This window comes from Hamadaea sp. NPDC051192 (assembly GCF_040682475.1).
In the GTDB taxonomy this organism is placed as follows: domain Bacteria; phylum Actinomycetota; class Actinomycetes; order Mycobacteriales; family Micromonosporaceae; genus Hamadaea; species Hamadaea flava.
In genome coordinates this window covers 22,573-49,378 of the sequence record NZ_JBFBAZ010000014.1, presented here as the reverse complement: position 1 = coordinate 49,378, position 26,806 = coordinate 22,573, and the positions used below count along the sequence as shown (strand labels likewise).

Sequence of the window (26,806 nt, the reverse complement as noted above, 5' to 3'; positions counted from 1 at the left end):
GACAGACCCGGCGTCGTCCAGGCGGCGCCGGGTCACCCTCAGCGCGGCTGTCGGACCATCCACACGTCGACCGCGTCCTCGGCGTACGCGGTGAACCCGTGCCGCTCGTAGAGGCGGCGGGCCGGACTGCCCTGAAGGACCTGCAACCGGACAGGTGAGTCGCACTCGGACAGCACCTGTTCCAGCACGGCCGACCCGACGCCGCGGCCCTGCACGGACGGGTCGAGGTAGAAGTTCTCCAGCCAGTGGCCGTCCTCGTCAACGCGAAGCGCCACGTTGCCGGCGAAGACCCCGCCGACCTCGATCACCTGGTTGTCCTCGGGATTCCAGCGCTCCCGCAGGCGTTCGCGGACGCGGTGCTCGTCGTAGCGGCCGACCCGTTCCAGGTCCGGTCGCAGCACCACCGCGCGCAATTCGGCGACGGCATCCACGTCGCCTGCCGTCGCCGGGCGCAGCGTCCAGTCTCCCATGATCACGATCCTACGGCGTATCATCGTCTTCAATGACCGCGGACCTGCACGCACTCTCCGGGGCGTACGCGCTAGACGCCCTGGACGATGCCGAGCGCACGGCGTTCTCGCGTCATCTGGACGAGTGCGAGCCGTGCCGGACCGAGGTGGCCGGGTTCCACGAGGTCGCGGCGAATCTGGGTGAGCCCTACGAGGCGCCGCCGGCGAGCATGCGAGCCACTGTCCTGACCGCGATCAAGCACACGCCGCAGCTGCCCCGCCAGCGTCAAGCCCCGATCGTCGTCCGCATCCCGCCGGTGAAGAGCGCCGAACGGTGGCGGCGTGCTGCCCTGGCCATCGCCGCCGTGGCCGTGCTGGCCGTCGGCGGCCTGTACGCGGTGCTGAACCACCAGCTGTCGCAGCAGCAGACGCAGGTCGAGACGTTGAAGTCCGAACGCGACCGGATCTACGCCGTGATGAACGCGCGCGACGTCGTCATGAAGGGCGCGGACATGCCCGACGGCGGCCGGATCGCGGCCGCGGTCTCGGCCTCCGAACACGGCGGGGTCGCCATGCTCGCCGGGCTGACCCGGCCGCCCGCCGGCCAGACGTACCAGATGTGGGTCTTCACCAACGGCACGCCGACCTCGGCCGCCATCCTGCCGGTGGGCATCGAGGGCGGGACGCTGGCCTTCGACTGGCAGCCGGGATCCACCGCGTTCGGCATCACCCGCGAACCCGCCGGCGGCTCGCCCGCCCCCACGATGGCCCCGCTGGCGACCGTCAACTTGTCGTGATCGGCGCCTCGTACTGGTCGTGCCGGGCCCACAACTCCACCCACTCGTCGTGGGTCAGCTCGCGGCCTTTCGCCGCAATGTCGGCCAGCTCCTCGAAGTAGGCCTCGCGCGGCCCGCCGGGCGCGAACAGGATCAGCATCGACGCCGGCTCGCCGGACGTGTTGGCGAACGAGTGGATGCCGCCCGGCGGCACATACAGGTAGTCACCCGGCGACGCATCGACCCACTTCTCCCCGTTGCCGAGCGCCACCGTGCCGCTCAGGATGTAGAACGACTCCGCCATCGTCCGGTGGAAATGCCCGCCCGGCAGACTGTCCGGCGCCGGCACCGCCTCCAGATCCCAACGATAAAGCCCGAACATCCCGTTCGTCGTCTCGCCGGTCGCGAGGAAACTGACCTTCGACCGCACCCCGATCGTCAGGTCCACGGGCGCGTCGCCGCTGCGCAAGGTGGCACTGACGGTGGGGGATTCGGCGGTGTACTGCTGCGGTGGATAAGACATGCCCCGACCGTAACGGGCCAAGTGGCCCAACCGGGAGATCCAATCGCGCGCCGCCCAGCTGGACCATTTCCCGGTATGAGGGACCGCGTGCGTTACGCGTTCGGGTCCCAGTCGGCGAGCTGCTCCATCGGTTCGATGTCGCCGGTGGTCTCCAAGCCGTCGAGCGGGACACGCGCGTAGAAGTAGAGGACCAGTTCGCTCGCAGTGCCTCGCACCGCCATGTCGCCCGGCTCCGCATCAGCGGCGAGGCCGTCGCAGCGGACGCCGTCGGCGTTGAGCGTCAGGCGCCAGGAGCGGCCCTCGGTCGTGTGCAGGTCGATGGTGGCCGGCTTGAACGGCCAGGGGACGGTCGTCGCCGAGACGGTCGTCAGGAACTCGTCGACGCCCTCGACCGCGACGTCCGTCGGCAGCGGCTGTGCGGCCCCCTGGGTGAGCTGGGCGTCGTAGGTGTGGACGGCGAACTCCTGGATCTGATGCCGGGCCACAGCTCCGCTGGTCTGCGGGGCCTGCGAGCGGCCCCACCAGGTCCAGCAGCCGCGGTCCGGGCCGGCCTCACGCATCGCGTCGAGCATCAGCTCGGTCGACTCGGCGAGCCAGGCGTCCAGGGCTGCGCGGTCGCGGGGCGCGGTCGGGGCGCCCTTCGGGTCCGTCCTCGCCGGGGGCTCAGCGCCCGGGCCTGCCGCGACGATGGCGGCCTGGCGGCGACGGCCGTCGCCGAGGTGCTGCGCCAGTTCGCGCAGCGTCCAGTCCGGGCAAGTCGGCACCTGGACATCAAGATCGGGGGCGGACGCGATCGCGGCGCGGAACGCAGCCGAGCGGTCTTCGATCAGCCGCAGGACCTCGGGGAACTCCAAGTTGTTTTGCACGTCGGCTGTGTATCACGGCGCCCCGGCCGCCGGGTAGCGAATTAGCCGGGCGGGACCTGCGGGTTAGCTTGTGCACGTGAAGGTCTATCCCCTCTGGCACATCAGCCACCAGAACGAGGCCGGCCCCAACGGCGAGACGATTCACCTCGACGACGAGGGCGTGTTCATCGACGAGCAGGACGGCGACGACGTCAAGCTGCTCGGCGTCTACTCCACCGAGGCCGCGGCCCAAGAGCGGATCGGCCGCGCACGCCTTCTACCAGGCTTCGCCGACGAGCCGGACTGCTTCCAGATCGGCGAGTACGACCTCGATGAGGACCACTGGACCGAAGGCTTCGTCCGCGAACCGGTCTAGCCCTTCGGGTGAGCGACGGCGCTTTTCGACCTCGTCGTCGACACCACGGCCGACCAGCAGATCGCCTAGCTCTTCGGCTTCCCGGTCTGACGGCGACTTACGGCGCGATCGTCGCCAGGTCCGCGAGCAACAGCTCACGGTCGTCATCGGCCGCGATGTCGTCGGCGGCCAGCCGCGCGCGCTCCAGCCAGCTCCGCGCCTGCTCCTTCTCACCAGCCAACGTGTACGCACGACTCAGCGCCTCGTAAGCGAAGGCCAAGTCCCAGTCGCCGATGCCGTTGTCGCGACAGATGTCCAGTACGAGGTGGGCGTGATACAGCGCCGGCTCGGCTCGCCCGACGACGGTGTAGACGCGGGAACACTGCCAGTGGCTGCGCGCGAAGTTCTCCGGCGTACCCACTTCCAGCCAGTGGTAGGCCGACGCGTGCGCCATGTGGATCATCCGGGCATCGTCGGCGGGGGAGCGGTCCTCCTGCTCCATCAGCCGCCACACCTCGTTGAACAGCGTCTTCGCGAAGTGACGGTGCTGGTCGGCCACGTCGGCGTACTCGGGGGTCGTCATCGATGGTTCTCCGTCATCGGTCAGAGCATGATCGATCGCGTGCAGTACGCCGCGCAGCCGGGTGATCCGCGCATCCACCCGCTTGCGGTGGTCCCGGAGTGCTTCCCGGACGGCATCGGGGTCGGAGGCGAGCAGTCGGCGTACGACATCTAGGGGAAGGTCGAGCGCGCGAAGCTGGCGGATCCGGCGGGCCTGGTCCACCTGATCCTGCTCGTACCGGCGATAGCCGGTCGCGGGATCGACTACCGCGGGCCGCAACAGCCCGATGGCGTCGTAGTGCCGCAGAGCCTTGGCGGTCACGCCGGCCAGGCGCGCCGCCTGCCCGATGGTCAGCAACCGCATGACGGCGACGGTAGACCTTCCTGCTGCGGGAAGGTCAATCACCTGACGTGCGACAACCCTCGACGCTGCGTCGGGATCGTTCCGGCGAAGGTGTCCTGCAGCCTCGCGTGCCGGAACTCGTAGGCCAACCCCTCATGCCGTAGGACGCCGCGCCGATGGGCGTCACGCAGGAAGGCGTTGATCGACCACGGCAGCCGGCCGGTGACGGCCAACCACGATCGAGCGACCAGCCATTCGCCCCACGTGGTGAAGAAGACGAACCACACCGCGGCGCCCGCCAGCATCCACATCCCGATCGGGGCGTCGTTGACCTGCGCCGCGTACGCGACCGGCACGGTGGCGACGAGGGTCTGCACGATGGACCTCGTACGCGCAGCGGCGAGAGTTCGCCACCGCCGCTGCCGGAAACTGCGGGTGACCCCGGCGATCAGCCAGCCCGCCAGCACGACGGTTCCCGAACCCGCCGCGAGCTGCCCTGACCCGGCCTGCGCCGCACCGGCGAACGCGACGACCAACGCCCCCGCGATCGCGACCGTCTTCGAGGCGAACCGCCAGCTGCCGCCGACGCCGACCAGCGCCCCGGCAGCAGCCCCGATCAGTAGACCGCGCAGCTGGCCGAGCGCGTACCCGGCTACCCCGCCCGCGACCGTGCCGAACAGCGTCGCCGTGACCAGCGACAACGAACCGGGCAGCAGCGACCACGCGAGCGCACCGCCGCCCTCTGTCATCCGGTCCGCGACCGCACCCAGCCATCGGCGAGCCTTCGCCGGGGTCCACCGGGGCCGTACCGGCGCCCGCGCCCGGTCGTAGACCGCCGGCACCAACCCTTGAAGCAGATGCAGCTCGATGGCTTCCCGGCTGCCGCGCAGCTCCGGACCCAGCAACTCCGACGGATCAGCATCGCGGCTGCGATAAACGGTGACCGCCAGCCACACCATCAGCGGGGTCGACAGCGCCTGCGCCAGCGGACCGTCCGGATGCTCCCGCAACTCGTCGAGCACCGTACGCCACTTCGAGCTCTGCCCACCGGAGCTGGCCCGCAGATGCCGGTCGACATCGCCCGCCGCGAGGTCTGCCAGCTCCACGACGGCCGCACCCGGCAGCGGCCCCTCGACCGCCACGGCCGCCTCGAACTCATCCGGCCGCGACGTCACCACGACCTCGTCCCGCCGCCGGATCGACCGGGCGATACCGGATAGCGCGCCAGGGCGTACGTCCTCGGCGATCTCGTCGAACCCGTCCAGCACCGGCAACACCAGGCCGGCGTTCACCAGCGTCTGCGCCACGGTCGGACGGCCCCGCGCTGCCGGATCGAACCGCTCGGCCGGCGCGGCCAGCGACGGCGCGATCTCGGTGATCCGATCGGCCAGCCACGTCTGCAACCGCTGCTGCGGATCCCAGCTCGACAGCGCCAGCAACATCGGCACCGGCTCACCCGGCTGCCGTCGGTCGAGCAGGTCGGCGACCAGCCGACCGGCCAACGAGGTCTTGCCCGCCCCGCCGCGGCCGAGCACCACCAGCCGCCTCGGCTTCGGCAGCCGCGCGTACACCTCGGCGATGTCGCCGAACCGCCCGGCCAGATCCACCGGCGACTCGTCGTCTGGATCTCCGCGTACGCCGGCCCACCCGACCATCACCGACTCGGCATGCTCCGTCGTCGCCCACCGAACCGGCAACGTCAGCATGCGCGTACTGCCCTCGGCAGCCGCAAGCTGCGCCGCCACCCGCTTCGCCAGCTCATCGGCGGCCTGTTCCAGATCACCATCACGGTCGGCGGCATTCTTACCCACCCAAGCGCCGAGCGCGGCCAACACCGCCAGCACGCCCGGAACCACCGTCCACAACAGGCTCAACCCATCGGTGGCCGACCGCCGCCAAGCCCACACCGACACCCCGGCCAGCACAGCGGCCACTGCGACCGCGACGGCGGTACGAAGCCAGACGCGACGCATGGCGACCATCATCCCGCACGTCGTCTAGTCGGTGTGGACGGTTCGCCGTCGAGTGATCCGCGTTCACCATGGACGCTTCAGTCCGGCCGCGCGGTCGCGCGGCCCTGCGGCGCGGGCGGCCCGGCCACCGCGATGCGCGCCACTTGCGGGAGCAGCCACGGTGCGATCACCTGTTGTACGCCGGGCGGGGTGAAGTGCAGTCCGTCGCTTCGGATGCGCAGCCCGCCGACATCCCAGGCGAACCGGCCGCCGGGGCAGGTGACGGCGTTGAGGTCCAGCACGCTGACCTGGCCGGGAAATCGCAGTGCCGTGGCCTGCAAGAGGTGGTTCCACGCGTCCACCCGGATCGGCTCGTCCTCCGGATACAGGCCGCCGTCCGGGCGCTCGCTGCGCCGGGTGTACGCCGCGGTGAGCAGCACGATCTGGGCGCCCCGCGACTTGGCGATGCTGATGCCTTCGGTCAGCTGCCCGCTCAAGTACGTGTCGAACGCGGGCTGACCGACGTGCTGGTAGCCGCCCTGGATCCTTCGGTCCATCAGCTCCCAGCGGTTCAGCAGGATCACCGCGACGTCGGGATCGTCGAGCCGGATCGCCGACCGCCACCGATCCGGCCAGTGTTCACAGTTGGGATAGTTCGTATGCGGCGAGCCCTGCGTGAGGATGTCCGGAAGCAGCGCGATGCCACATCCTTGGATCGCCCGGGTGGTGACGGTCAGACCCGGATGCTCAGGCAGGTACGTGCCGACCGTCCAGGCGACCGAGTCACCCAGGATCGTGATGCGCGGCTGCCCGCCGGGTTTGCGACCGGCTCGGGTCATCGGCCCGTGTGCTGCCGACGCGCCTGCCGAGGTTGCGCCGCTCGGAAACACTACGACCGGCGCGGCCGCCGTCACCGTGGCTGGGCGCGTCCCCGACATCACCGCGGCGACCGTGCCGGCGACCAACACCGTGACGGCCAGCGCACTCGCCATCGCCGCTCGGCGACCCGCGAACCAGGCCGGCCGGCGTACGCCGCGCCGCACCGGCCGTTCGATCAGCCAGTAAGACGCGATAGCGACGGCCAATACGACGGCCAGCCGAAGCATGATCAGCCGGGTGCCGGTCACGCCGGTGCGGTCGGCGTCGAGCAGTTGGAACAGGGGCCAGTGCCACAGATACAGCCCGTAGGAGATCTGACCGATCATCACGAGCGGCGCGACCGAGAGAACCCGGCTCAGCGTTCCGGCCGGCACGACGCTGACGTGCCACAACACGGCGACGACCCCGAGCGCTCCGAGCGTCAGCCCGCCCCGATACAGCCAGGCTTGGGTTCCATCGGCGTACGCCCACAGGAACCCGGTGACCACGAGCCCGAGTGCGGCGGCGACGCCGGAGATCCGTTGACCCCTCCGCCGGAAGCCTGGTTCCCGGCCGCTCAGCACGAGCGCCAGCGCGCAGCCGATGAACAGGGCTTGCGCCCGTGTGTCCGTCCCGAAGTACGCCCGGCCGACGTCCCCTTCGCGATAGAGCAACGCTGCCGTGATCGCCGACGCGAGCGCTCCCGCCAGAACCAGGGCCAGCAGGATGCCTCTTCCGAACCGCTGGGTTCGGCTCGCTTGGCGCGGCCCTGCTTCTTCGTGGGCTGGGCCCGCCGGTGTTGTGCGCGCCCAGCGTGTGTGCGCTGGGCGCGTCGAGCGTGTGTGCGCTGGGCGCGTCCAGCTGGTCTGCGTTCGACGCGCTGCGTCTGGCCGTGTTGGGCGCTCCAGGCTTGTGGGTGTTGGGCTTGCCAGGCGTGTTTGCGTTGGGCGCCTCCAGCGAATCGGAGTTCGACTTGCCGTTCGCGGTTGTGTTCGGCGCGCTGCGCGTGGCTGCGTCGGGCGCTCCAGACGTGTGGGTGCTGGGTGCGCCCAGCGTGGCCGTGTTCGGCGCATCCAGCGTGTGTGTGGTGGACGTGCCAGGTATGTTCGCGCTCGGCGCGTCAGACGCGGCGCGAACACGATCACGGCGATCGCGATCACCGGCCAGCACAGGTAGAACTGCTCCTCGATGCCGAGCGACCAGGTGTGCTGAAGCGGAGACGGCGCTGCGTTCTGCGCGAAGTAATCCGTCCCGCGATAGATCATCCGCCAGTTCGCCACGTACGCCAACGTGGCGAGCGCGTCACCGCGTACCAGGGCCAACTCCTCGCCACCGGCGAGCGTCCGAGCGAGCAGCGCCACTACGACGAGCGTAGCGAGCAGTGCCGGCAGCAGCCGCCGAGCGCGCCGCATCCAGAACGCGCCCAGTGCGATCCCGCCCGTCCGCTGCAGCTCGCCCAGCAGCAGAGAGGTGATCAAGAAGCCGGACAGGACGAAGAACGCGTCGACGCCGAGGAACCCGCCGGGCAACTGCCGAACGCCGGCGTGAAACAGCAACACGGCGAGCACCGCCAGCGCGCGTACGCCGTCCAGCGGCGGCTGATAACGCACGTTCTCCCGCCCGGCGGCCCGTGACACCGCGTCAGTGTGCCCACCGCGCAGTCCTGAAAACTCGCCACGAGCCGGTGAGCTTTCGCCCGTTTTAGAATGATTTCAGGTGATCACTTGGCTGAGTGCGTCCGCCGCGAAACGGACACCAGGGGCCTGCGCGCAAACTGGTGGCCGGGTGCGCTACGCTGTGTGGGCTGCCGCGCGGAGAGATCCGGGCGGCAACGGGCTGTAGCGCAGTTTGGTAGCGCACTTGACTGGGGGTCAAGGGGTCGTCGGTTCGAATCCGGCCAGCCCGACTTCGAATACGCAGGTCAGAAGCGGTCTTCCTGAAGGTGGGGAGGCCGCGTTTTTGATCTCTGACCCTCATTTGACCCCGGACGGGACGTCACTCAGCGTCAAAAGATGGCACAGCCCCGGCCGCTACCTCCGCGTGATTGGAGTGCAGGGTGGTCCCGCCCGAACGGGGTTCTGAAGCGCTCGTGACCTGTCTCGAAGTTGCTCACATAGCTGAACTAAAGGTGACAAGTCGGTGCTGTTCGCTCAACACCGCTGCGGCTCCCGCAACGTTGGCCAGCCGCGCTGCCATCGTCGCCATCGCAAGACCCTTCGGCAGTGCGTCGCTGAACTTGAGCTCGACGAGTGCCTTCTCGTTGACCTCGGGCAGGCAGATGCGATCGGTGGCATCAGCGAGCTCGGCCCGCCACATCTCCGGTGTTAAGTCCGCGCGAAGGCGAACCTGCCGGTCGTCGAATCGCTGCAGGGGATCGACGACGCCGCCCAAGGTCGCCGCCAGAGTGGCGTTTGCGCGGTAGCCGGCCCACGTCCACCAGCGCGCGTCGTCGCTGTCGCGATCCCGGACGATCACGGTCCCCCCGGGGTGCACGAGCCGGACGTGTTCTTCCCGAGCAAAGGCGAGCCGGTCAAGCGCTCGCCTCGTCAGGCGTACCGGTGGGTCTGATCCGAGGAGAACGTCCCGCATGGCGCGGGTGACCTCGAAGGACAGCCCGGCGAGGCCCAAAGCCGTCCAGCGGGCGCGGCCGCCGCTGTCGGCGGGTTCGACGAAGCAGCGTCGTCGGCGCCAATCTACGTAGGTCACGGTCCAGCTGCGGCCGCCGAGCAGGAGGCGGCGCGGGCCTTGGACCCGGTCGGTGAGAAGGCTCGGGTCGATACGACCAAGCTCGGTACGCCCGGTGAGCACAGTGAACTCGGGTGGCCCGGTGAAGACGGCGGTCATGTCCATGAAGTGACGGCGGCCGAAGCGTAGTTCCGCGGCCGGGCCGATGAACAGCATGCCTTGGTCGTCGTCGAGGTATCCGTGTTCGGTGAGGTAGCGCAGGATCGGAGCGGCATTACTTCCGAACGGTTCCAGGCCGTTCCACCATTTGTGCCAGCTGTTGTCGCCGATCCGGGACTCCTGCAGGCACAGCGCAAGAATTTGCTGAGCGATGATGTGCCGCGGCTCGGGTGGCGGCGCGACAGGTTCGACCCAACCGCTTCCCCAAAGCCGCAGCAGCGCGGCGGCTTCAATGAGGGAGTCGGTGTCGACCGCGAGGAACAGGTAGTTTCGCGTGGTTCCGGGACGACGGCCGGTGCGCCCGAGGCGTTGCAGGAAGGATGCCACTGTGGACGGTGCGTTGATCTGGATGACGCGGTCGAGGTCGCCGACGTCGATGCCGAGTTCCAGGGTGCTGGTGGAGACGATGACACAGTCACGGGCTTCGGCGAACGCCTGCTCGGAGCGGTGTCGCTCGTCGGCGGACAAGGATGCGTGGGACAGGAAGGTCGTCACACCTCGTTCACGCAGGAGCTGTCCGAGTTCCTCCACGGTCTGGCGGGCTTCGCAGAAGACCAGCCGCTTTTCTCCGTGATGGAGCGAGGCGATGACCGTCGCGGCGTTCTGCAATGAGCCGACGTAGTCCAGCTCGATGTCGCCCGGCGGATTAGCCCCGGCAGCTGCTGCTGGGGTTTCGGGGGCGATGACGCGTCCCGGCCGGGCTGGAACGCCCGAGCCTTGAAGCCAGGTGAGCAGCCGGTCCGGATTGCCGACGGTGGCGGACAGGCCGACTCGCTGGATCGGCCGGCCGATCAGGTGCGTGAGCCGCTCGAGTACTGCGAGCAGATGCCAGCCTCGGTCGTCGCCGGCGAACGCGTGCACCTCGTCCACGACGACCGCTTGCAGGCCCGCGAAGAACATTGCGTGATCGACGTTGATGCTGACGAGCATCGACTCCAGTGACTCGGGGGTGGTCAGCAGGATGTCGGGGCGCTCGCTGAGGATCGATCGGCGCTTGCCCTGGTGGACGTCGCCGTGCCAGAGCTCTGCGCGCCGGCCGAGCCATCCGGCGTACTGCTCGATCCGGGGAAGCAGGTTGTTGAGCAGCGCCTTGAGCGGGCACAGGTAGAGGACGGACGTTCCCTGCCAGCGCTGCGCGGTCATCCGGGACAGCAGTGGGAAGAGGGCGGCTTCCGTCTTCCCTCCTGCGGTGGGTGCGAGAACGAGGGCATCCTCGCCAGTGGCCAGCGGCTCGATCGAGGCGACCTGGAGTGGGCGTAGATCGCGCCAACCCAGGGAGTTGACGATGTGGTGCACCAGGATCGGGTCGAGGTTGTCGAGCGCCATCGGGTCTCACATCTGCAGTTCGACGTCGTCGGCGTTGGTGGCGTTGCGTTCGACGTCGGTCAGTTCGTCGGAGCGCAGCGTCAGCGCGTAGTGCTGCCGCGGGTCGAAGTCGTCGAACTGCTCCACCCGGTCGAGGATGTCGGCGACGAGCTTCTTTAGGAAGATGCGCGGTGCGACCCCTACCCGCCCGCCGAGCTTGCCGGTGACCGCAACCGCCAACTCGCTGACGTAGGCGCTGTCGACCACCGTGGCAATGCGCGGGTTGGCGTACGCGTCGGAGTAGAGCCTGCGCACCTTGTCGCCGAGCTCCACCAGGGAATCGGTAGTGAATCCTGGCAGACGCAGTTGCGTCGCGCGTGGGTTGTCCCAACGCGGGTCGGGGCCGAAGTCGGTGGCGAGCCGCTGAGCCAGTGGGGCCAGCCGTTGGGCGCCTTGCTGGCCGTCGTAGAACGCTGGGGTTCCCGTGATGACCAGATAAAGGCCGGGGAAACGTCCGGCGTGCACCTCGTCGACGAGTTGGCGCAGAGCATTCAACGCCTTGTCTCGGGCGTCGGAGCGTACGCGTTGGAGCGTCTCCACCTCGTCCAGGACCACGATGAGCCCCGGATGGCCGGCATCGCGCAGGACGGTCAGCAGCCCTTGGAGGAAGCTGAGCGCCCCGAAGTGGTCGAGGTCGCCCTTGACTCCCGCGTACCGGCGGATGGACGCGGCGACGTGCGGTTGCCCGGCCAGCCACGCAGCCAGACCGTCGGCGGTGGCCTGGTCGCCGGTCGCGGCAGCTCGACGGTAGGCGCGCAGGGCTGCTGCGAACGCCGGGGTGCTGCGGGAGATTTCCGCGAGCCGCCGTTCGAGGAGGTCCCCGACGGCTTTGTCGAGCGCGGCAGCGTCGTCTTCGGCGGCAGCGCCGCTGGACAGCACGTCCTCCTCGAGTGCGAACATCCATCCGTCGAGCACGGGTCGCAGCGCGCTCGGCGGGAATTGCTCGGTCGACAGGTGCTCGGCGAGCCGCCGATAGACGGTTTCCATGCGATGCAGGGGCGTTTCGGTCTCCGAGATCTGTACCTCGGAGGCGGCGAAGCCACGGCGTTTGGCGCGTTCGGCGAGCCATCGGGTGAAGAACGTCTTGCCGGAGCCGTATTCGCCGCGGATCGCCTTTAACACGCTGCCGCCTGCGGCTACCCGGTCGAGGTCTTCGTCGACGGCGGCGGTGAATCGGTCGAGGCCGACGGCGAGGACGTCGAGTCCGTTGGTCGGGACAGCCCCACGGCGCAGGGCGTCGATGATGTCCCGTCGGCGGCGCGCCGAAACGTCGATGGTCACGGCTTGCCCAGGTGGAACTGGAGCGCGAGCAGGTCCGCATCGAGAATGATTGTCTGGCCGTCGGGGTCGGCGGACAGCACGGGATAGCCCTCGACTTGCAGTAGCTTGCGCAGGGCCACGATCGTGCCGTTGATGCGGTGCGCCGGGATGCCCGCGTGGGCGGCAAGGGTCTCCAGGGTGGCGCGGCCGCCGTTAGCCAGCAGCGCGCTGAGCATGGCCGCGACGCGGTCGTCGGGTAGCGGCGCCCGGGTGTCCTTGCGTTGCCGGTAGAGCTCGCTGGCGAGCAGGGCGTCGACGAGCGGTGGACGGGCGGGTGCGGTCGGTCCACTCTCGACGGGCTCGGTGGACGGTAGATCGAACAAGGTCGTGTCCTGTCCGGCGGCCCGCTGCGGTCGCCGACGCGACGGCGCCGGTGTAATAGAGGGCGCGGGGACGTCCGCGACGGCCTCCCGCCACCAGGCGGGTGAGGCGACTGGGGCGCCGGACCAGCCCGGCACGGCATTCTCATCCGTGGCCAGGACCAGCAGCGGAATGACGGCCTCGGCTGCGCTGGCGCCACCGTGGTAGCCGGCCTTGCGTGGCCCGTATCGAATGTCTTCGCGCCAGGGCACCACGACCGCTCCGTCGCCTTCGGCGACGCGTTGGCCTCGAATTTCGATCTCCCCGTCGACCGCCGCCGGTGTGGCCGGGCGCCAGCGGTTCTCCCGCGACGGTGAGGAGAACGTGACCGCATCGGGACCACGGTCGATGACGTGACCGTGGTCGGAGACGATCACCACGACGCGGTCACGCGCCAGTGCCAGCAGGTCGCGTACGGCGCGGATGGTCTCCTCACTCCAGACGGTGGTGCCGGGATCGCTGCGATCGAGCGCGTCGTCGATCGTGTTGATCACCGCGGCGACGATCGGCTTGAAAGCATCCTGCACGGCGGATACCACGTCGGGGTCGAGCGCGGCTCCGGCGGAGGCGCGCAGGTCAGCCTTGTGCAGCAGAACGCCTTCCGGGAAGCGCTGGGCGAAGGCGGCCCGCTCCTCACGCTGAGCGCCCACGGCGATCCGCCCGGACAGCAGACTGCAGCGGCTGACCTCAGTGATGGTGGGCAGGGCCGCCAGGACTCCCGTGCGTGGGCCACCCTCCGGGGTCAGCTCCAGCCACGTGCCGGTGCGAGTCACCGACTCGGCAAGCTCGGTGGCGGCCGCGACGCCCATCCCGTCCAATACCAGCAGGAGTACGCGACGGCGCTTGACGATCGGTGCGACGACCTTCTCCAGGACGTCTTCTACCCGCAGCATCGAGCCCGGTGTGGCGTCTGCCGCGGTGTCGGCGGCGAGCAGGTTCGCGAACTGCTGGTCGTGGCGCCGGCGGCGAGCGTCCACGGCCTCGTGCAAGCGCGCGTACGCGTCGGCGAGGACCCTGTCGACGTCGCCGGCAAACAGATCGAACCGAGCCCGATCCACCCAGCCATCCTCGCGGATCTGCCGATGCAACGCTTCGAGCAACGTCGTCGGGGCAGGGGCGTCTGCGGTGCCGAGCCAGCGCAATGCGCGTACCGCCATGCTAGCGGTCTCGACACGGGCTGCCTCGGCCGCGCGGTGGACCTCCACCGGTTGGAGGGCACGCTGCGCGGCGGCGATCAGATCGGGCGCCGCGGTTTGGCCGGGCAGCGGCGAGGCGAGCCGGACGGCCTCGGCGAACGCGTGGAGCCGGTGGGTGAGGCCGGACAGCAGCACGTCGGAGGCGATCAGCAGCTCGCCTGCGTCGATCTGCTGGGCGATCTCCTCGGCCCGGTCGAGTGCCCGCTGCGCCTCGGCCCGGCTGGCGGAATCGAGCGTGCGGTCGAGCCACGCCTCGGCTGCTTCCATGAAGGCTGCGGCCTGCTTGCCGGCGAGCCGTGCTCCGCCGAAAAATGGTTCGAGACGGGCCCGCGCGGCCGCGATGTCGGCGACGTTCGCGCGGCTCGGTGACCACAGAGCCCCGGCGAGTAGTCCCAAGGCGATCGCGTCGACGCCGTGTCCGGCCCGGACTGCGGCCATGATCGGCACGGCGGCCGGCCCGGCGACCTCTTCGAGGAAGCCTGTCACACCATCGACGACCCTCGCCGGCAGCTCGATGAACCGCAGCTGCCCGTGGGGGTCCGTGGTCCATTGCAGCAGACCCGCGCTGTCGAGACGGTCACCGCCGAGTCCCAGCAATTCGCCGGCCAAAGAGCGTAGGACGTGTTCGCGGGTGAGGACAGCTCCGGGCGCGGCGGGCCAGCCTTGTGTGGGTGCGTATTCGGTGAGGGCGTCGGCGATCCAGTGGCCGCCGCCGAAGCGGCTGTCCGTGATCGTCGGCGGGAGTTCCTTGAGCCGGAACATCTGCCGCACCAGGTCCCACGGGCTGACACTGCGAACCGTGCATTTGCTGAGGTGCGCGAGCAGGCCGTCGCCGAGGTCCACGTCGTTCAGCTCGGTCAGCAGCACGAGCCGTTCGCCGTCAGACCGATCGTGTATCGCGGCGCGGACCGCCAGCGGAGTCGTGCATGGCACGACGCGGACCGTCGTCCCGCCGACCTTCCACACCGGGTCCGCATTCCACACCGGCCTGGTGCGCAAGGCGATCGCCACCTGCCCGTCGTCGTCGGCGAGCCAGTCGTCGACCTTGCGGCGGATGGCGGCCGGTTGTGCCGGGTCGCGGCTCACTTCACGATCTCCCAAGAGATGCGGGCCACGTGACCGGCTGCGATCTCCTCCTCGAGATCGGCCAGGAACTCGCGCAGCTCATCCGAACTGGAGACCTCTCTCACGTGCGCAGCCGGCCGTCCCACGGTCGATGTGCTGTCGACGACGACCTCAGGTTCCTTAGCAAGTGCCTCAACGGCTGGACCGGCTGGCGCGTTCGCCGTGGGTGGCTGCGCGACGATCAGGCCGGTCGCGGCACGCGTCGCGTCGGCAAGGCCTTTAGCCAGGTCCGCGGCCAGCTGATCGTTCGCCGCGGTCACCCGCAGCTCATCCAGAATCACGCGAGCGTGCTCGTCGGTCGCGGCTCGTGAAGCGACAGCCGCCAGCAGGTCCCAGTTCGCGCCCGCCAACGCGTCGGTCACCGGCTTCGCCTGCTTGTACGCCGCCGCAGCGACCGGATCGTCGACGTCGCCGACCTCCGCATCGGCAACGGTCGCGACAACGACGTCGTCGTCTTCTTCCATCGCCAGGTCCCGCAGCAGCTTCGCCACCCGCCGAGCCGTCGCCAAGCGGCCCGAACGCGCCTCCATATCGAGACCGAGGAGGGGAGCGTGGCGGCTAAGCTCCTGGACCAGCACCTCGGCCTGGGTGTAGTACGCACGCGCCTCCGCACGGACAGTCGCGGCGAACTCGGCCACCGCCGTCGGGCTGCGATACTCCGGCAACGGTTTTCCGATCAGTGACCGCGCTCGGCGTACCGCCTTGTCCCAGACGTCCTGGCCGGGCATCGGGGGATGCCGCAACTCCATCTGCTCGGTGATCTGCGCGAGCGAGCCCAGCTCGACCTTGCCACCCTGATACCAGGCCAGCTGCTGCTCCAGGGCGAAGACCGCGAGGATCAGATTCTGCAGGTCCCGGTCGAAGCCGCGCGGCAACGGCGTGTCCAGCAGCTCCCGCAACAGCGGCACACGGAACCTTTCAGTCTCGCCCTTCTGCGCCGCGGCCTGCGACAGGTGACCACTCCAGAAGCAGGTGGCGGCCGTCAGCACGTATCGGTGCTCACGCAGCTCGCCGAGGCGCAGCGGGTTGCAGATCCGCTGCAGCAGCCTCCGGTCAGGGCCGTCGACGTTGACGCCGTGCGTCGGGTCGGCGGCGGCCGCCTTGGCATAAGTCCACACCTTGGCCAGCTCCGACCGGGTGATCGGCTTCTCCTCCTCGGGGAGCGCCGGCATGCCGGGATAGGAGAAGCGCAGCAGCTCCGCGGTCAGGTTGTCGAACGCGGCCTTGAGTGTCCCGCCACGCGGGTCACCGAGCTGCAGATCCTCCTTCAACGTGTGCAAGACCGGGATCGTGTCGTGTAGCACGTCGGAGGCCTGCGGGCGGATCACCCCGTATGCCTGACGCAGGCTGTCCAGCAACGACGACCGAAGCTGCTGCTGACGCTGCTGGAGGTAGACCTTGCCCTGCTGCCGGTCGGCTGCCGACCATTCGTAGGCCAGCGTGTTGATCCGCTCCCCGGCACCGCCGATGCCCAGCAAATAGTTGATCTTCGCCAGCTGGGTGATGCGTGTCATCAGCTCGTCGGTGAGGAAGAACGGCAGCCAGAAGACCGTCCGCGAGTCCTTGTCCAGGTTGTCGATGCGGGCCTTGTCGTCGCGGCGGCTACGACCCTGGACGTCGAACGGGTAGTCGAGGATGATCCGCCACACGTCGCCGGCGGCGTACACGGCGTCGTCGGGCAGGCTGTCCCGGTCGCGGATGTTGCCGAATTTGACGCTGATCTGGTGCCGCCGCCCCCGCCACTCCCGTGCGTGCGCGAACTCGCCCAGCACCTCGTCGGCGCTGCCGAGGCCGAGTTCGGCACAGACCAGATCGCGGACGAGCTGCTGCTTGACACCGTCGGCGGTTTCGTTGTTCGGCACCAGTTCCAGCAGCTTGTCGTAGTCCACTGACGACAGGGTCAGCGAGAAGACCGGATCGGGTCCGTCGGTCTTTCGCAGCTCCCCGGCCGCTCCGGCGAGCCGGGTCAGCCGGTCGATGACGATCTGGTTCTCGTAGCCGGGGATCGGCGCGGTGATGCTGCCGAAGTTGAGCGCGTGCAGTCGAGCAGCCGTCAGGTTGTGCAAAGCCGGTACCTCTGGCACCAACGCGCCCAGCAGGAGAGTCTTGATCAGCTTGTCGTCGAGCTGGAACTGCTCCTGGGTGTCGGCCTGCTCCGCCGTGATCCCGTTGATGGTCAGCAGGATGCCGCGCAACTTGTGGTACGTGTCGCGGGCGGCCTGGAACTGCTGCTTAAGCTTCGGCCGGTCTGGAAGCTCACCGTGCATCACAAGCGGGTCGAACAGCGACGCCACCCCGATCAGGTCGTTGACCGCGAGCGTGTCACGGCGGGCGACCAGCAGCTCCGTCATGATGCGAATCGCGGTCCGTTCCCGCTGCAACGCCTGCGACAGTGCGACCAGAGTCGCGACCAGCGCGGGCGAGAACGGATACAGCCGCCGGAACGCCGCCGCATCCGAACCGATGCCAGCATCTCCGTACTGCGCGCCCAACAGCAGCGTGTCCCACACGTCGCGGCGCCCGCGTACCGCGGCGAACGCATCGTCGATTGTCCGCCGCGCGTCGTCGCTAACCGGACGCAGCAGGCGCTTCTCGGTGATCTCTGGAAGGTTCGTGTCCTCCAGCACGATCTCGCCGAGCCGGCCCTGAACGCTGCGCATCACATGCGCCAACGCCTCCCGCTCGGTGCCGCCGACCTGCGGGCCGAGGAAATCCTCCAAGTTGCGCTGCCGGGCGACGAACGACACCAACGGCATCGGCCGCGCCGCATCTGAGGACTCGACCAGCTTGTTGAGCTTCGCGCCTTCGGTATTGACGAACGTGTGGTCGGAGATCTTCCCCGACAGCCAGAGGATCAGCTCGTCGAGGAACAACACCGCGACGTCATAGCCGAGGCTCTTGGCGTGACGGGTCACGACCTGCAGACCCGTGTCGAGATCCAGGTACTCGCCGCTGCGTACCGCACCGGTGAAGAATGTCGCGGTAAGCGCGCTGACCAGCGCATCACGCTTGTCCACACCGGGAGCCGCAGCCGCTGCGGCGTCATAGGTCTCGGCAGTCCACCCCTGGGCGCGGACGATCAGAGCCGCCAGATTCGTCCCACCCGTGACCGGTCCGCCGCCACCGGCGAGCTGTTCGAAGAACTTCTCGTCGCCCAGCGTCGTCCGCAGTTTGGCGGCATCCTCCAGCAGAGCGTCCGATCGGTGCACGGCCGGTGGGGGAGCGTCGGGGTGCAGGGCCATGATCTGGTTCAGGTAGCCCTCGAGGACGGCCTGCTCGACAGACTTCGCTTCCAGCATGTGAAAGGTCAGGCACAGCACCTTGCGACCGGCCAGCCACTCGTCGGCCTTCGCGATCGGCTCGGCCAGGCCGCGGACGGCGCGCGCCTGAGGGTTGTGCTTCAACACCTCACGCAGCACCGACATGAAATGCGACTTACCGGAACCGAACGAACCGTGCAGGAACTTGGCCTGCGACCGGCCGGTCGTCACCGCATGCCCGACCGTCTTCAATGCGTCGTCGAAGCTTTGCCGCAGCTGATCGGTCACGACATAGTTCGCCAGGTCGGCGCCCTCGGAGGCACGGATGACGAAGTCACCCTCGCTGACCGACGTCGGGATGGTGATCAGGTCACGCAGCAGCGTCATGCCAACTCCTCCACGCCACGCAGCTTGGCCAGTGTCGAACGGTCTGAGCCTAGAGCGGCCAGCTCTGTGTCGATCAACCCGGTGAAGAACGACGCCGGGGTCCCCGGGTAACCGGCGGTGAGCTCGTCATGCCACTGCTTCAACCACGGCTCCAGCTCCGCCAGGCCCGCAAGCAGAGGCAGCAGCCGGTCGGCCCGCCAGCCGCCCTGCGTCTTCCGGTCCAAATAGACGGCGGCCAAGGCCCGCGCCTGCCCCAGGTGGTCCCAGCCAGCCCAGCCCAGCAGCTCCGTGCTGTCTCCATCCCGGCCCATCTTCGGGTACGCGATGAAGCGCTCCTTCGGTACGTCGAGCTTGCCGCGATTACGCCAGTACGACGCCTTGACGAAGTCGGCGGAGGCATACTTCGGCGGAACCGCGATGTCGACCTTCTCGCCGGCATCCTCGCGGCGCTGCAGCGCCCAGGTTCGCTCCCACTGGGCGCGCTTACGCAGCCCGGACGGCTTGTAGCGATCGACAGGCAGATAGGGCACGAACTCGTCGGCGACCAGCCTGCCGATGGACTTGGTGAGGTCGTGCTGGTCGTTGCCAACCCACAGGTCGAGGACATGACGGAAGTCGTCGTCGTGGCGTACCCGGTCGGCGATCTGTGCGACAGACAAGGGGAGTGGGTCGCTGCGCCAAACGGCGGGCGACTCCAGCCGGTCGAGCAGCCAGTTCTTGAGCGCCTCCTGCTGCATCGCGTCCCAGCCGTCAGTGGCCCAGCGGCGCTTGCACTCCGGACGCTCGATGAGGCCGATGTTGCGATCGGCCTCGATGATCGCGATCCGGCGCTCGACGAGCTGCTTGTAGTCGTCCGGCCAGTGTGCGGGAAGCTCGGTGATCGGTGTCGAGCCGTGGCGGGCGAACCACTGCGTGTCTGCGTTGGAGCGTGCGAGGACGATCTCGAACGCGCGCTCGCCGAGTTTCAGCTCCGGCGGTGTGGCTGCCGTGAGGTCGTCGTCGAGCAGGCCGTAGAGGCGGTAGACCTCCCAGTCCAGCTCCTCCTGCAGCGCGATCATCTGCGCGCGGACCGACTCGTACTCGGCCCGTGCGGCGGCGAGACGTCCGCGGGTTGGTGCGGCTTCGGCGGCGATCGTCGCGGGGGTCAAGATCGCGAGGCGCTGCGCAAGCTGGTCAAGGGTCCGGCTCCGGTCCAGCGGGTACGCCGAAGGCAGCGGAAACTCCTGCAGCTTTGTCCCCGTGAACTCGTAGAACCGCTCCCACATTTCCGTTTTGATGCCGGACTGGTAGCCCTCGTTTCCCTTGTTGTGGCTGACCTGCTTGAGCCAGAAGCACGCGGTCGAGCTGTTGAGCAACCCCAGCAGCCGCAGGTGATCGTCCTCCGTAGCCCCCTCCGGTAGCTTGATCACCGGCGCGTGGCGATTGCATACGCTTCCGACCCGGTCGATCACGAAGTGATTGTGTGTGGAGACGACAGCGAAGGCGATGGATAGCGGTGACTTCAGCTTGTCTCGGCTGATGAATCCGAACTCGTACCAAGCCATCCCCGGTATCGCTTCGATGGGCTGCCGGAACCAGACACGTCGTTGAAGGCCGCGTCGGTTTATCCACACATACCTCTCGAGTGCTGGACTAGACGTCAAATCCACCGGCACTAGTGTTACTTCGTAAGGCCAGACCGCTGCGTTACCTGGCAGAACTTCAAGATCGCGGATCTGATCTCCGGTGAGAGCCGACCTTCCGGGCAGCCCCAATCTCTGAATCACGCGTTCTGGGGAGAAGAACACGTCGTCCATTGCAGTCACGGCAACGATACCGACTTGGTCGATCAATTGTGTGAGACGTGTTCGCGTGTCATTCACGTTGACCATGAGGTCCGCCGCACCGCCGCCGCTGAGGCTCCACGGGTGCATGGCGAGTTGGGCTCGGTCGAAGTCGGAGACGCTGATCCACTCGGACTCCGAGCCCGGCTTGTCGATCTGGCTTTCGATCGCCGTCCACACGAGACCGTGCGCAGGCACCTCGGGCTGCGAGGGCTCCCCACGAATGCCAAGCACCGATCGAATTGTGAAGCTGTAGCGCGGGCTCACCATCCGATTGCGTCCGACCAGAATCACCGTGGGTGTCCCGTGACCAGGGATGTATGCGCCGGACGTGTCGATGACCTCGTCCAACTCCACCTGATGCGCGAAGTATTCGTTGATCAGCTTCTTGCCGAACTCCCGCTTCATGAACGAGTTCGCCGTGATCTGGCCGACGAGGCCGGCCCCATCGCCGTCGCCGTCACCGCGCGTCGCCAGCTCGAAGAAGCGCTGCGTGAACGGCACAGTCATGGCGTACTTGCCGCTGCACGCTTCGTACATTCCGCGGTAGAGCTCGTTGAGCGCCTTGTCCTTGACCGTGATGTAAGGCGGGTTGCCGACCACCACCGTGTATTGGCCGGGTCGCAGGTACTCGGCGAGGAGGTCCGCATCCTCGGTTACGTAGGCGAATGCCGGTCGTTCGTCCAATTCGGCCAGCAGATCACCTTGGTGGCGAGCGGTGACTCCCCAGTCGAGCAGCGAATCGCCTGTCGCTACGCGTACCGGATAGGAGTTGTTGAGGTTCTTGCGACCCGTGGCCCGGAGCGCGGCAACCACCAGGCGGAACCGGGCGATCGCGACGGCGAAAGGGTTGATGTCAACGCCGGTGACCTGGGCGAGCGCCCGCTCGACCAGGATGTCGACTGCGGTCGCGGGTTCCCGCTCCTGCCATTTCCGAAGCAGATTCTCGAACGCTCCGATGAGGAAGTGCCCCGACCCGCAGGTCGGGTCTATGAGTTTGACGTTGGCGAGCCCGAACTCCTTGACCGCGGGTTCGAGCGTCCGCTTGAGGATGAACTCCTCGACGAACTCCGGCGTTTGCAGCAGCGCGTAGGTGGCGCGCGCGTGGGCGGAGAGGTCCTGGTAGAGCTGGCCGAGAAAGCGGGTGTTGAGGTCGTCAGACTGAAGTGAGCGGAGCCCCGCGCCGCGCCGGAAGAAATCCGAGAGTCTCTCGGCCGCCTCGCCCGAGATGTCGAACCGCCACACGGGGTTGTGCTCATCGAAGATCTTGCTAGTGGCGCGCACGCCAGCCAGGTGCTTAAACGCCTCGCGGAGCCAGTCGCGGTCGTTCTTCAGCGGGTCGGCGATGATGTACGCCTGCCGCGCCTGCATGGCCCGCGCTACGGGAGCCGAATCGTCGGGACCGCCGATCCAGACCCGGTCGACGAGACCGTTGTCTTCGCAGAACCGCACGAAGACGTAGCCGAGCACCCATGCGACAGCGGCCTGGTCGAGGACGTCCTCCAGCCAGGTCTCGAACGTGACGCCGACTCGCTTCGCCTCCGTCGCCGCCGACCACTCCTGACGCAGCTCGGCACGCAGATCGGCATTTCGAGCGAGTTGTCCTCGAAGATCCTCTACGAGGTGTTTTACCTGGCCCTGGAGGGCGGCGACGTCGATGGGCTGGGTCACACCGAGATCTTACGGGTGGAGGCGCGTCACGGTCACTCCGTGTCATCGTCCGTATGTGCGATCGTCGCCCGCGAAGAGGTATCTTTCTCGGCTGTGAGCTCAACGGTTCCGAAAGCCGATGTTGATCATGCACTTCACGCACATCGACCATCTGCCGACCATCGTGTCGCGCGGGCTGTTGAGTGATTCCGCTGCTCAGGCGTCCGGCAATCTGACCAGGGAGGTCGGCAACCAGGAGATCAAAGAGCAACGCCGGCGGCGTGCTGTCCCGATCGCACCGGGTGGCGTGGTCGCCGATTACGTGCCGTCTACTTCGCGCCGCGCAGCCCGATGATGTACGCGATAGCGAAAGGCAATGTCCCAACTACCAGGGTGGATGTTCAAACTTAGTATACGTAGTTAGTAGTGTCGAACGGATCTCCGAGTTAGCGTTGCCCTCGGTGGTGACTGACCGCAACGCGGTGCTGGGACATACGACGTTTCGGATGACCTCTCCGATCTGGCGACCATGATCGACTGGCAGTTGATGCAGGATACGATCTGGAGGAACACGGAGGCCGAGCCGGACAGAGTTGAGCGGCGGATGGCCGAGTTCCTGGTGCATGGTCGAGTACCATGGGAGGCGTTCCTGGGAGTGGCCGTGCGGACTGAAGAGCATCGGGTCGCGCATGCGGAGCACGTGGGTGTCTCAAGGGCTGCCGATGCGGCCAAGCTCGTGGGGGAGTGGAGTCCGCGGAAGGAGCGGCTATTCACCGGGCCGCATGTGGAGACGGCTTGGCGCGCTCTCCAAGCGCACGGTTGGCTACCGTCGCGGAGTCCCACCGCATGACGGCTACTCGGTGTCGTCGTCGGAGTCGCCCTCGAGGTCGGGCAGCAAGGGGATGTCCAAGCTGCCGGCGAACTCCAAGATGCGCTCATTGAGGTAGGCGGCCCTCGCCGCCACGAAGCCATCGCCGTCCCCTTCGACGAGGCGGTCATAGGCGGCCTTCGGGATACCATGGCTTTGCAGGACGCGACCATGGTCGTACGCCCAGAGGTCGGTCAATGCCTTGCGTGCGGACATGCGCGGTGGCGTCGGCAGGATCAGCCGATTCGCCGGGCGGGAGTCGCCGTCGACGACCGGCCGATAGATCTGTGAGAGGGAGTCACCTGCGGCGACGGCCTTGACGGCGTCGAACGTGATGCCGGACGGCGCGAGGCGGGTTGGGAACTCGATCAGTTCCCACGTCAGGTACGCCCTAGTGCGGGCGCTGTTCAGATTGAACGTCTCCGGCACCGGCTGCACATTGTCGTCCTGGATGTGCAGGTCAGCGCGGCCGGTGGCGAAGTCCTTCATGTTCGCCAGGGAGCGGCGGACGATGGTCGTGTTGGCGCTCGCGTAGGCGTCGGTCCATGAGGTGATCCAGAACCAGCGGTTGAGGGCCAACAGCTGTTCGACGGTCGGCGACGGCTGGGCGTGGAAGAAGCAGGCGAGAAGCGTGAGCTGGTGGGCGTAGGGCAGCAGCTTGGCGACGCGCAGTCCGACGTCGAGTTTCAGGAATCGCACGGCGCGGCGTAGCGCGTCGTCGGCCGCGGGAACGGCGTCGTCAAGCTTCGGCCCGAGGCGACTGGCGACCGCTTCCCACCGCGGCGACATGACGTCGGCCTCGCCTGCCACGGCGAGCAGCGTCCGGAATACGACCGCCCGCGGGATCGGCCCGAAACCGACCCTGCTCGTGGCGGGCTCCGGCCGCCGTGGTCCTGTCGGGTTCAGCAGATCCATCAGGGAGGTCGGATTCGCCTGGCTCTCAGGCTCGGGTTCGGTCAACCCGATCTCCGCGACTCCTGTGACGATGTCGTCGATGCGGTCGGAGAGCGTCTGCTTGTTGTCGTGGTACGCGAGTGCTGAGACCAGCTGGTCCGATTCGATGCGGATGCCCTTGCGATTGAGCCGGGTGTAGATGTCGACCGCTCGGTCCAGGTCGCCGCCGAGGATTTTCACAAGCGGGATCGGATAGTTCTTGATCTTCTGGGCGACTGCTTCGGCTTCCCGGATCAGGTCGGAGACCTTCCCGTGGTCCAGCCTGGTCAGCTCGGCCTGGCGGGAGAATGCGAGAAAGTCCATGGTGCGCGAGACCGCCCGGAGCGGCAGGAAATGGGATGGCGGCTCCCCGTCGCGACGATGGTGAATGTAGCGGTCGGGTGAGTCGGGCCGCAGATCCCGGTAGATCCGCCACTTCCACTCCGCGGTGGACGACGGTGCCGACGACGGACGGCGCAAGGTGCCGAAGAGTGTCGACACACGCTGGTGGCCGTCGAGCAGATAGCTGATCAGCCGGCCGTCGGCGACGTCCGGCAACTCGACACTGCCGATCCTGGACAGGCTCGGATAGACGCGATCGGTCTGCCAGACGAGCAGGCTTCCGATCGGATAGCCGCGCTCGATGCTGTCGAATAGGTCGAGCATCTGATCCGGCGGCCATACGAACGGTCGCTGAAACGCCGGCACTCGCAGGCGCCCGGCCTCCACCTCGTTGAGGAGGGCATCCATCAACATCACCGTCGCGTCGAGGCGCACGTCGTTTGCGTCGCTCAGCACATCGCCACCCTAGAGAATGCGCTCGATCATAGACAGCACCTCTTCGAGTTCGGCACGGACGTCGTCGTCGAAGTCTTGGGAGGTGATGGCGTGCCCGGCGGGGAACATCCGCTCGGCTTTCACGCCGCCGATCTCCGACTTGATGTCGGTGTACATCCGCTGTTGAGGGACCTTGAAGATCGTTGCGATCTTGGCTTCGTGGCTCGGGTGGTGATGGCGAAGGATCGCGATGGGGAGGTAGTTCTCGGACTCCCGTCCACGCCAGACGTGGAGTTCTCGGAATCCGTCGATAGCTCGCATGCGGTCGATGACGTCGCGGTTGCTGCGTGGCACATCGTGCTCGTCCTTCTTGTCACTGTCGATGAGCGCCGCCACGCGATACAGCAGCTGAAACTGGGCGAGCCGATTGCGGACCGGGATGTCCATGACGTCCTTGCCGCCCGCGTTCTCGAACACCAGCCACGGCGGTCGGCACTCTATCGCGAATGTGATGTGGCTACGGCCAAGGATGCGGGCGACCTCGCGGAGGAACGTACCCTCCCAGCGGCTGTTCTCGACGACGACGTACGCCGGTTGGGTAAGGTCTGCGATCAACGCGTCGAGGTGGGTCACCGTGATCTTCACCGTCCACGGCGGTGCGGCTCTTGCGTAACCTGCCTCCTCGACTGCCTTCGCCGCCAACTCTTCGAGCGCCGGGATCGCAAGCCGGTGCCGCTGAAGGAATTCCTCTACGGCAAGTGCGGAGGGCAGCGTGACATGCCAGCGATGCTGGCCTCTGCCGATCAAAAGGATAAGCTGCATCGCGTTCGTCGGCTCGCCGTCCGACATCACCTGGGGATCGATGTCAAGCAGCATCGCCGCTCCGTCGGATCTGGGCGGCCGCGATCGCGCGTACCTCCTGGTAGTCCTGGGAGAAGTAGCCCTCGGGCCACTCATCCGCCAGGTTGCCGAGTTCGTCGATGTGGACGCGGCGGACGACGGCGTCACCGTCGTCCTGCTCGACGACGTAGACACCGACCATCTCCGGTGCGCAGGCGCCTTCCGCGATGCGTCGGCGTAGCCGCAGCAACAGCGTCTCACTGTGCGTTTCGATGAGAAACCGCGTGCCGGTCTCCGCCGCCGTCTTCAGATATAGGTCGGCCAGGGCGGCGTGGGCCTTGGGGTGCAGATGCATCTCAGGCTCTTCGATGACCTGGAGTGCACCACCGGATCCGTTGATCTGATCGAGCGCGCATTGGACGAGGATCGGCAGCATCTGCGCCACGCCCGTGCCGGCGTCGGCGAGGTTGACGGTGAACGGATCGTCCGGACGGCGGCGCAGGACGGTCTCGAAGAACGAGCCGTTCTCGACCTCGTCCAGCTGCCACCCCTCGACGATCTCTCCGAGAATCGCGTTCACTCTGGCGAGGACCTCGCCTTTGCCGCGGACGCGATCGTGTGCAAGCAACGACGAGACCCCCTGGCCATAGCCGCGGATGGGCTTGGGCTGCCCCATCGGGAGCCGGTGGACACGGGCGACCGGCTCGCGGTAGGAGCTCAGATAGCGGACGGGTCCGACGCTTCGTTCCTGTGCGAGCCACGTCCTCAGCCGAGGGATCGATTCAGGAGTCGGCAGCAGGCCATGGAACTCCACGAGTCGGGTCTCGACCAACGCGCCGTCGACGAAGATCTGATATGACTCCGGCGTACCCGGCTGGAACAGCGACTGCTCCCAGTGGAGCCGGAGCTGGCTGTGGCCGTCGTCAAGGATGAGGCTGGAGACGACCGCCTCGCGGGCCTCGTCGATGTATTGCAGTGTCACGTCAAGGTCGAACGGACGCTCACCGTCGACCGTTAGCGAGATACCGATGTTTCCATGAGGACTGTGCTCGAAGATCAGATCGGTGAAGTCGTCCGTGACGTCAAGCCCGAGATCGACGAGCGCGTCGATGTCGATGGGGGCGCTGGATTCGGCCGTCAAGCCGCTCGCGAAGATCAGAGGGCTGCGGACTAGCGCGCTCTTTCCGGCGTTGTTGCGTCCGAAGACGACGGTGACCGGCAGGATCTCCATCTCCTGCCGGTCCCGGAAGCACCTGTAGTTCTCGACCGCGATCCGCTGCAGAGGCACCCGACAGTCCTACCACAACAGACCAACGCTGTGTGCCCCCAAGATTGC

Annotated in this window: 17 protein-coding genes, 1 tRNA gene and 1 pseudogene; 5 read left to right on the top strand and 14 right to left on the bottom strand. The window is 67.6% G+C overall.

The genetic code is table 11. From position 1 onward, the window contains the following. Positions 1-38: 38 nt before the first annotated feature. A complete protein-coding gene (locus tag AB0M47_RS08855) occupies positions 39-470 on the bottom strand; it encodes a GNAT family N-acetyltransferase (RefSeq protein ID WP_363410714.1) in 432 nt (143 codons plus the stop codon). A 32-nt stretch (positions 471-502) separates the two neighbouring features. Between AB0M47_RS08855 and AB0M47_RS08850 the strand changes: the two genes are divergently transcribed. Then, positions 503-1,246, top strand: coding sequence for an anti-sigma factor (locus AB0M47_RS08850; protein ID WP_363410711.1), 744 nt, complete (start codon positions 503-505; stop codon positions 1,244-1,246). Here the strand turns inward: AB0M47_RS08850 and AB0M47_RS08845 are convergent. Beyond that, entirely contained in the window at positions 1,233-1,748 is a 516-nt protein-coding gene (locus tag AB0M47_RS08845) for a cupin domain-containing protein (protein ID WP_363410708.1), read from the bottom strand. The genes AB0M47_RS08850 and AB0M47_RS08845 overlap by 14 nt on opposite strands. Positions 1,749-1,840: 92 nt before the next feature. Beyond that, a complete protein-coding gene (locus AB0M47_RS08840) occupies positions 1,841-2,614 on the bottom strand; it encodes a maleylpyruvate isomerase family mycothiol-dependent enzyme (protein ID WP_363410705.1) in 774 nt (257 codons plus the stop codon). Between the two features lie 76 nt (positions 2,615-2,690). On the opposite strand from AB0M47_RS08840, the gene AB0M47_RS08835 reads away from it, so the two are divergent. Further along, positions 2,691-2,969 (top strand): hypothetical protein, encoded by a 279-nt coding sequence (locus AB0M47_RS08835; protein WP_363410702.1) that lies wholly within the window; start codon positions 2,691-2,693, stop codon positions 2,967-2,969. 97 nt (positions 2,970-3,066) lie between these two features. Here AB0M47_RS08835 and AB0M47_RS08830 read toward each other — a convergent pair whose 3' ends face one another. The 3 genes from AB0M47_RS08830 to AB0M47_RS08820 all read right to left on the bottom strand — a co-directional run bounded on the left by AB0M47_RS08830 (position 3,067) and on the right by AB0M47_RS08820 (position 8,299). Next, positions 3,067-3,873 carry a helix-turn-helix domain-containing protein gene (locus AB0M47_RS08830; RefSeq protein WP_363410699.1) on the bottom strand — a complete coding sequence of 269 codons (807 nt, stop codon included), beginning with the start codon at positions 3,871-3,873 and terminating at the stop codon, positions 3,067-3,069. Positions 3,874-3,911: 38 nt separating this feature from the next. Then, positions 3,912-5,825 carry an NACHT domain-containing protein gene (locus AB0M47_RS08825; RefSeq protein ID WP_363410696.1) on the bottom strand — a complete coding sequence of 638 codons (1,914 nt, stop codon included), beginning with the start codon at positions 5,823-5,825 and terminating at the stop codon, positions 3,912-3,914. Positions 5,826-5,902: 77 nt separating this feature from the next. Continuing rightward, entirely contained in the window at positions 5,903-8,299 is a 2,397-nt protein-coding gene (locus AB0M47_RS08820; RefSeq protein ID WP_363410693.1) for an acyltransferase family protein, read from the bottom strand. A 195-nt stretch (positions 8,300-8,494) separates the two neighbouring features. Here AB0M47_RS08820 and AB0M47_RS08815 point away from each other — a divergent pair. Continuing rightward, positions 8,495-8,568, top strand: a tRNA-Pro gene (locus AB0M47_RS08815). A gap of 203 nt (positions 8,569-8,771) precedes the next feature. Here AB0M47_RS08815 and AB0M47_RS08810 read toward each other — a convergent pair. Genes AB0M47_RS08810 through pglX form a run of 5 tightly spaced genes read right to left on the bottom strand, consistent with a single transcriptional unit; the run spans position 8,772 to position 22,073 of the window. After that, positions 8,772-10,892: a DEAD/DEAH box helicase gene (locus tag AB0M47_RS08810; RefSeq protein WP_363410690.1), complete on the bottom strand. Its 2,121-nt coding sequence runs from the start codon at positions 10,890-10,892 to the stop codon at positions 8,772-8,774. A gap of 6 nt (positions 10,893-10,898) precedes the next feature. Beyond that, positions 10,899-12,212 (bottom strand): BREX system ATP-binding protein BrxD, encoded by a 1,314-nt coding sequence (gene brxD, locus AB0M47_RS08805; protein WP_363410687.1) that lies wholly within the window; start codon positions 12,210-12,212, stop codon positions 10,899-10,901. Then, complete coding sequence (gene pglZ, locus AB0M47_RS08800; protein ID WP_363410684.1) at positions 12,209-14,893, bottom strand: BREX-2 system phosphatase PglZ; 2,685 nt, start codon at positions 14,891-14,893, stop codon at positions 12,209-12,211. The genes brxD and pglZ overlap by 4 nt, the downstream gene beginning before the upstream one ends. Continuing rightward, complete coding sequence (locus AB0M47_RS08795) at positions 14,890-18,579, bottom strand: phage resistance protein (RefSeq protein WP_363410681.1); 3,690 nt, start codon at positions 18,577-18,579, stop codon at positions 14,890-14,892. Before AB0M47_RS08795 ends, pglZ begins: the two co-directional genes overlap by 4 nt. Continuing rightward, entirely contained in the window at positions 18,576-22,073 is a 3,498-nt protein-coding gene (gene pglX / locus AB0M47_RS08790) for a BREX-2 system adenine-specific DNA-methyltransferase PglX (RefSeq protein WP_363410678.1), read from the bottom strand. Before pglX ends, AB0M47_RS08795 begins: the two co-directional genes overlap by 4 nt. Positions 22,074-22,191: 118 nt before the next feature. Here pglX and AB0M47_RS08785 point away from each other — a divergent pair, with 118 nt between their 5' ends. After that, positions 22,192-22,407: a DarT ssDNA thymidine ADP-ribosyltransferase family protein gene (locus tag AB0M47_RS08785; RefSeq protein WP_363410675.1), complete on the top strand. Its 216-nt coding sequence runs from the start codon at positions 22,192-22,194 to the stop codon at positions 22,405-22,407. Between the two features lie 147 nt (positions 22,408-22,554). After that, positions 22,555-22,902: pseudogene (locus tag AB0M47_RS08780) on the top strand (DarT ssDNA thymidine ADP-ribosyltransferase family protein); the annotation flags it as partial. A gap of 3 nt (positions 22,903-22,905) precedes the next feature. Here AB0M47_RS08780 and AB0M47_RS08775 read toward each other — a convergent pair. The 3 genes from AB0M47_RS08775 to AB0M47_RS08765 are packed head-to-tail and all read right to left on the bottom strand — an operon-like array spanning position 22,906 to position 26,758. After that, the gene (locus tag AB0M47_RS08775; protein WP_363410672.1) at positions 22,906-24,651 is read right to left on the bottom strand and encodes a DUF262 domain-containing protein; all 1,746 of its coding nucleotides are present in this window, start codon (positions 24,649-24,651) and stop codon (positions 22,906-22,908) included. Between the two features lie 9 nt (positions 24,652-24,660). Beyond that, positions 24,661-25,506 carry a hypothetical protein gene (locus tag AB0M47_RS08770; protein WP_363410669.1) on the bottom strand — a complete coding sequence of 282 codons (846 nt, stop codon included), beginning with the start codon at positions 25,504-25,506 and terminating at the stop codon, positions 24,661-24,663. After that, entirely contained in the window at positions 25,496-26,758 is a 1,263-nt protein-coding gene (locus AB0M47_RS08765; protein WP_363410667.1) for a DUF3696 domain-containing protein, read from the bottom strand. The genes AB0M47_RS08770 and AB0M47_RS08765 overlap by 11 nt, the downstream gene beginning before the upstream one ends. Positions 26,759-26,806 lie beyond the last annotated feature (48 nt).

Bases quoted from the DNA above. Each gene is read 5' to 3' on its own strand.
- AB0M47_RS08855 (WP_363410714.1), bottom strand. From the start codon at position 470: ATGGGAGACTGGACGCTGCGCCCGGCGACGGCAGGCGACGTGGATGCC.
- AB0M47_RS08850 (WP_363410711.1), top strand. From the start codon at position 503: ATGACCGCGGACCTGCACGCACTCTCCGGGGCGTACGCGCTAGACGCC.
- AB0M47_RS08845 (WP_363410708.1), bottom strand. From the start codon at position 1,748: ATGTCTTATCCACCGCAGCAGTACACCGCCGAATCCCCCACCGTCAGT.
- AB0M47_RS08830 (WP_363410699.1), bottom strand. From the start codon at position 3,873: ATGCGGTTGCTGACCATCGGGCAGGCGGCGCGCCTGGCCGGCGTGACC.
- AB0M47_RS08825 (WP_363410696.1), bottom strand. From the start codon at position 5,825: ATGCGTCGCGTCTGGCTTCGTACCGCCGTCGCGGTCGCAGTGGCCGCT.
- AB0M47_RS08810 (WP_363410690.1), bottom strand. From the start codon at position 10,892: ATGGCGCTCGACAACCTCGACCCGATCCTGGTGCACCACATCGTCAAC.
- AB0M47_RS08795 (WP_363410681.1), bottom strand. From the start codon at position 18,579: ATGACGCTGCTGCGTGACCTGATCACCATCCCGACGTCGGTCAGCGAG.
- AB0M47_RS08785 (WP_363410675.1), top strand. From the start codon at position 22,192: ATGTTGATCATGCACTTCACGCACATCGACCATCTGCCGACCATCGTG.
- AB0M47_RS08770 (WP_363410669.1), bottom strand. From the start codon at position 25,506: ATGCTGCTTGACATCGATCCCCAGGTGATGTCGGACGGCGAGCCGACG.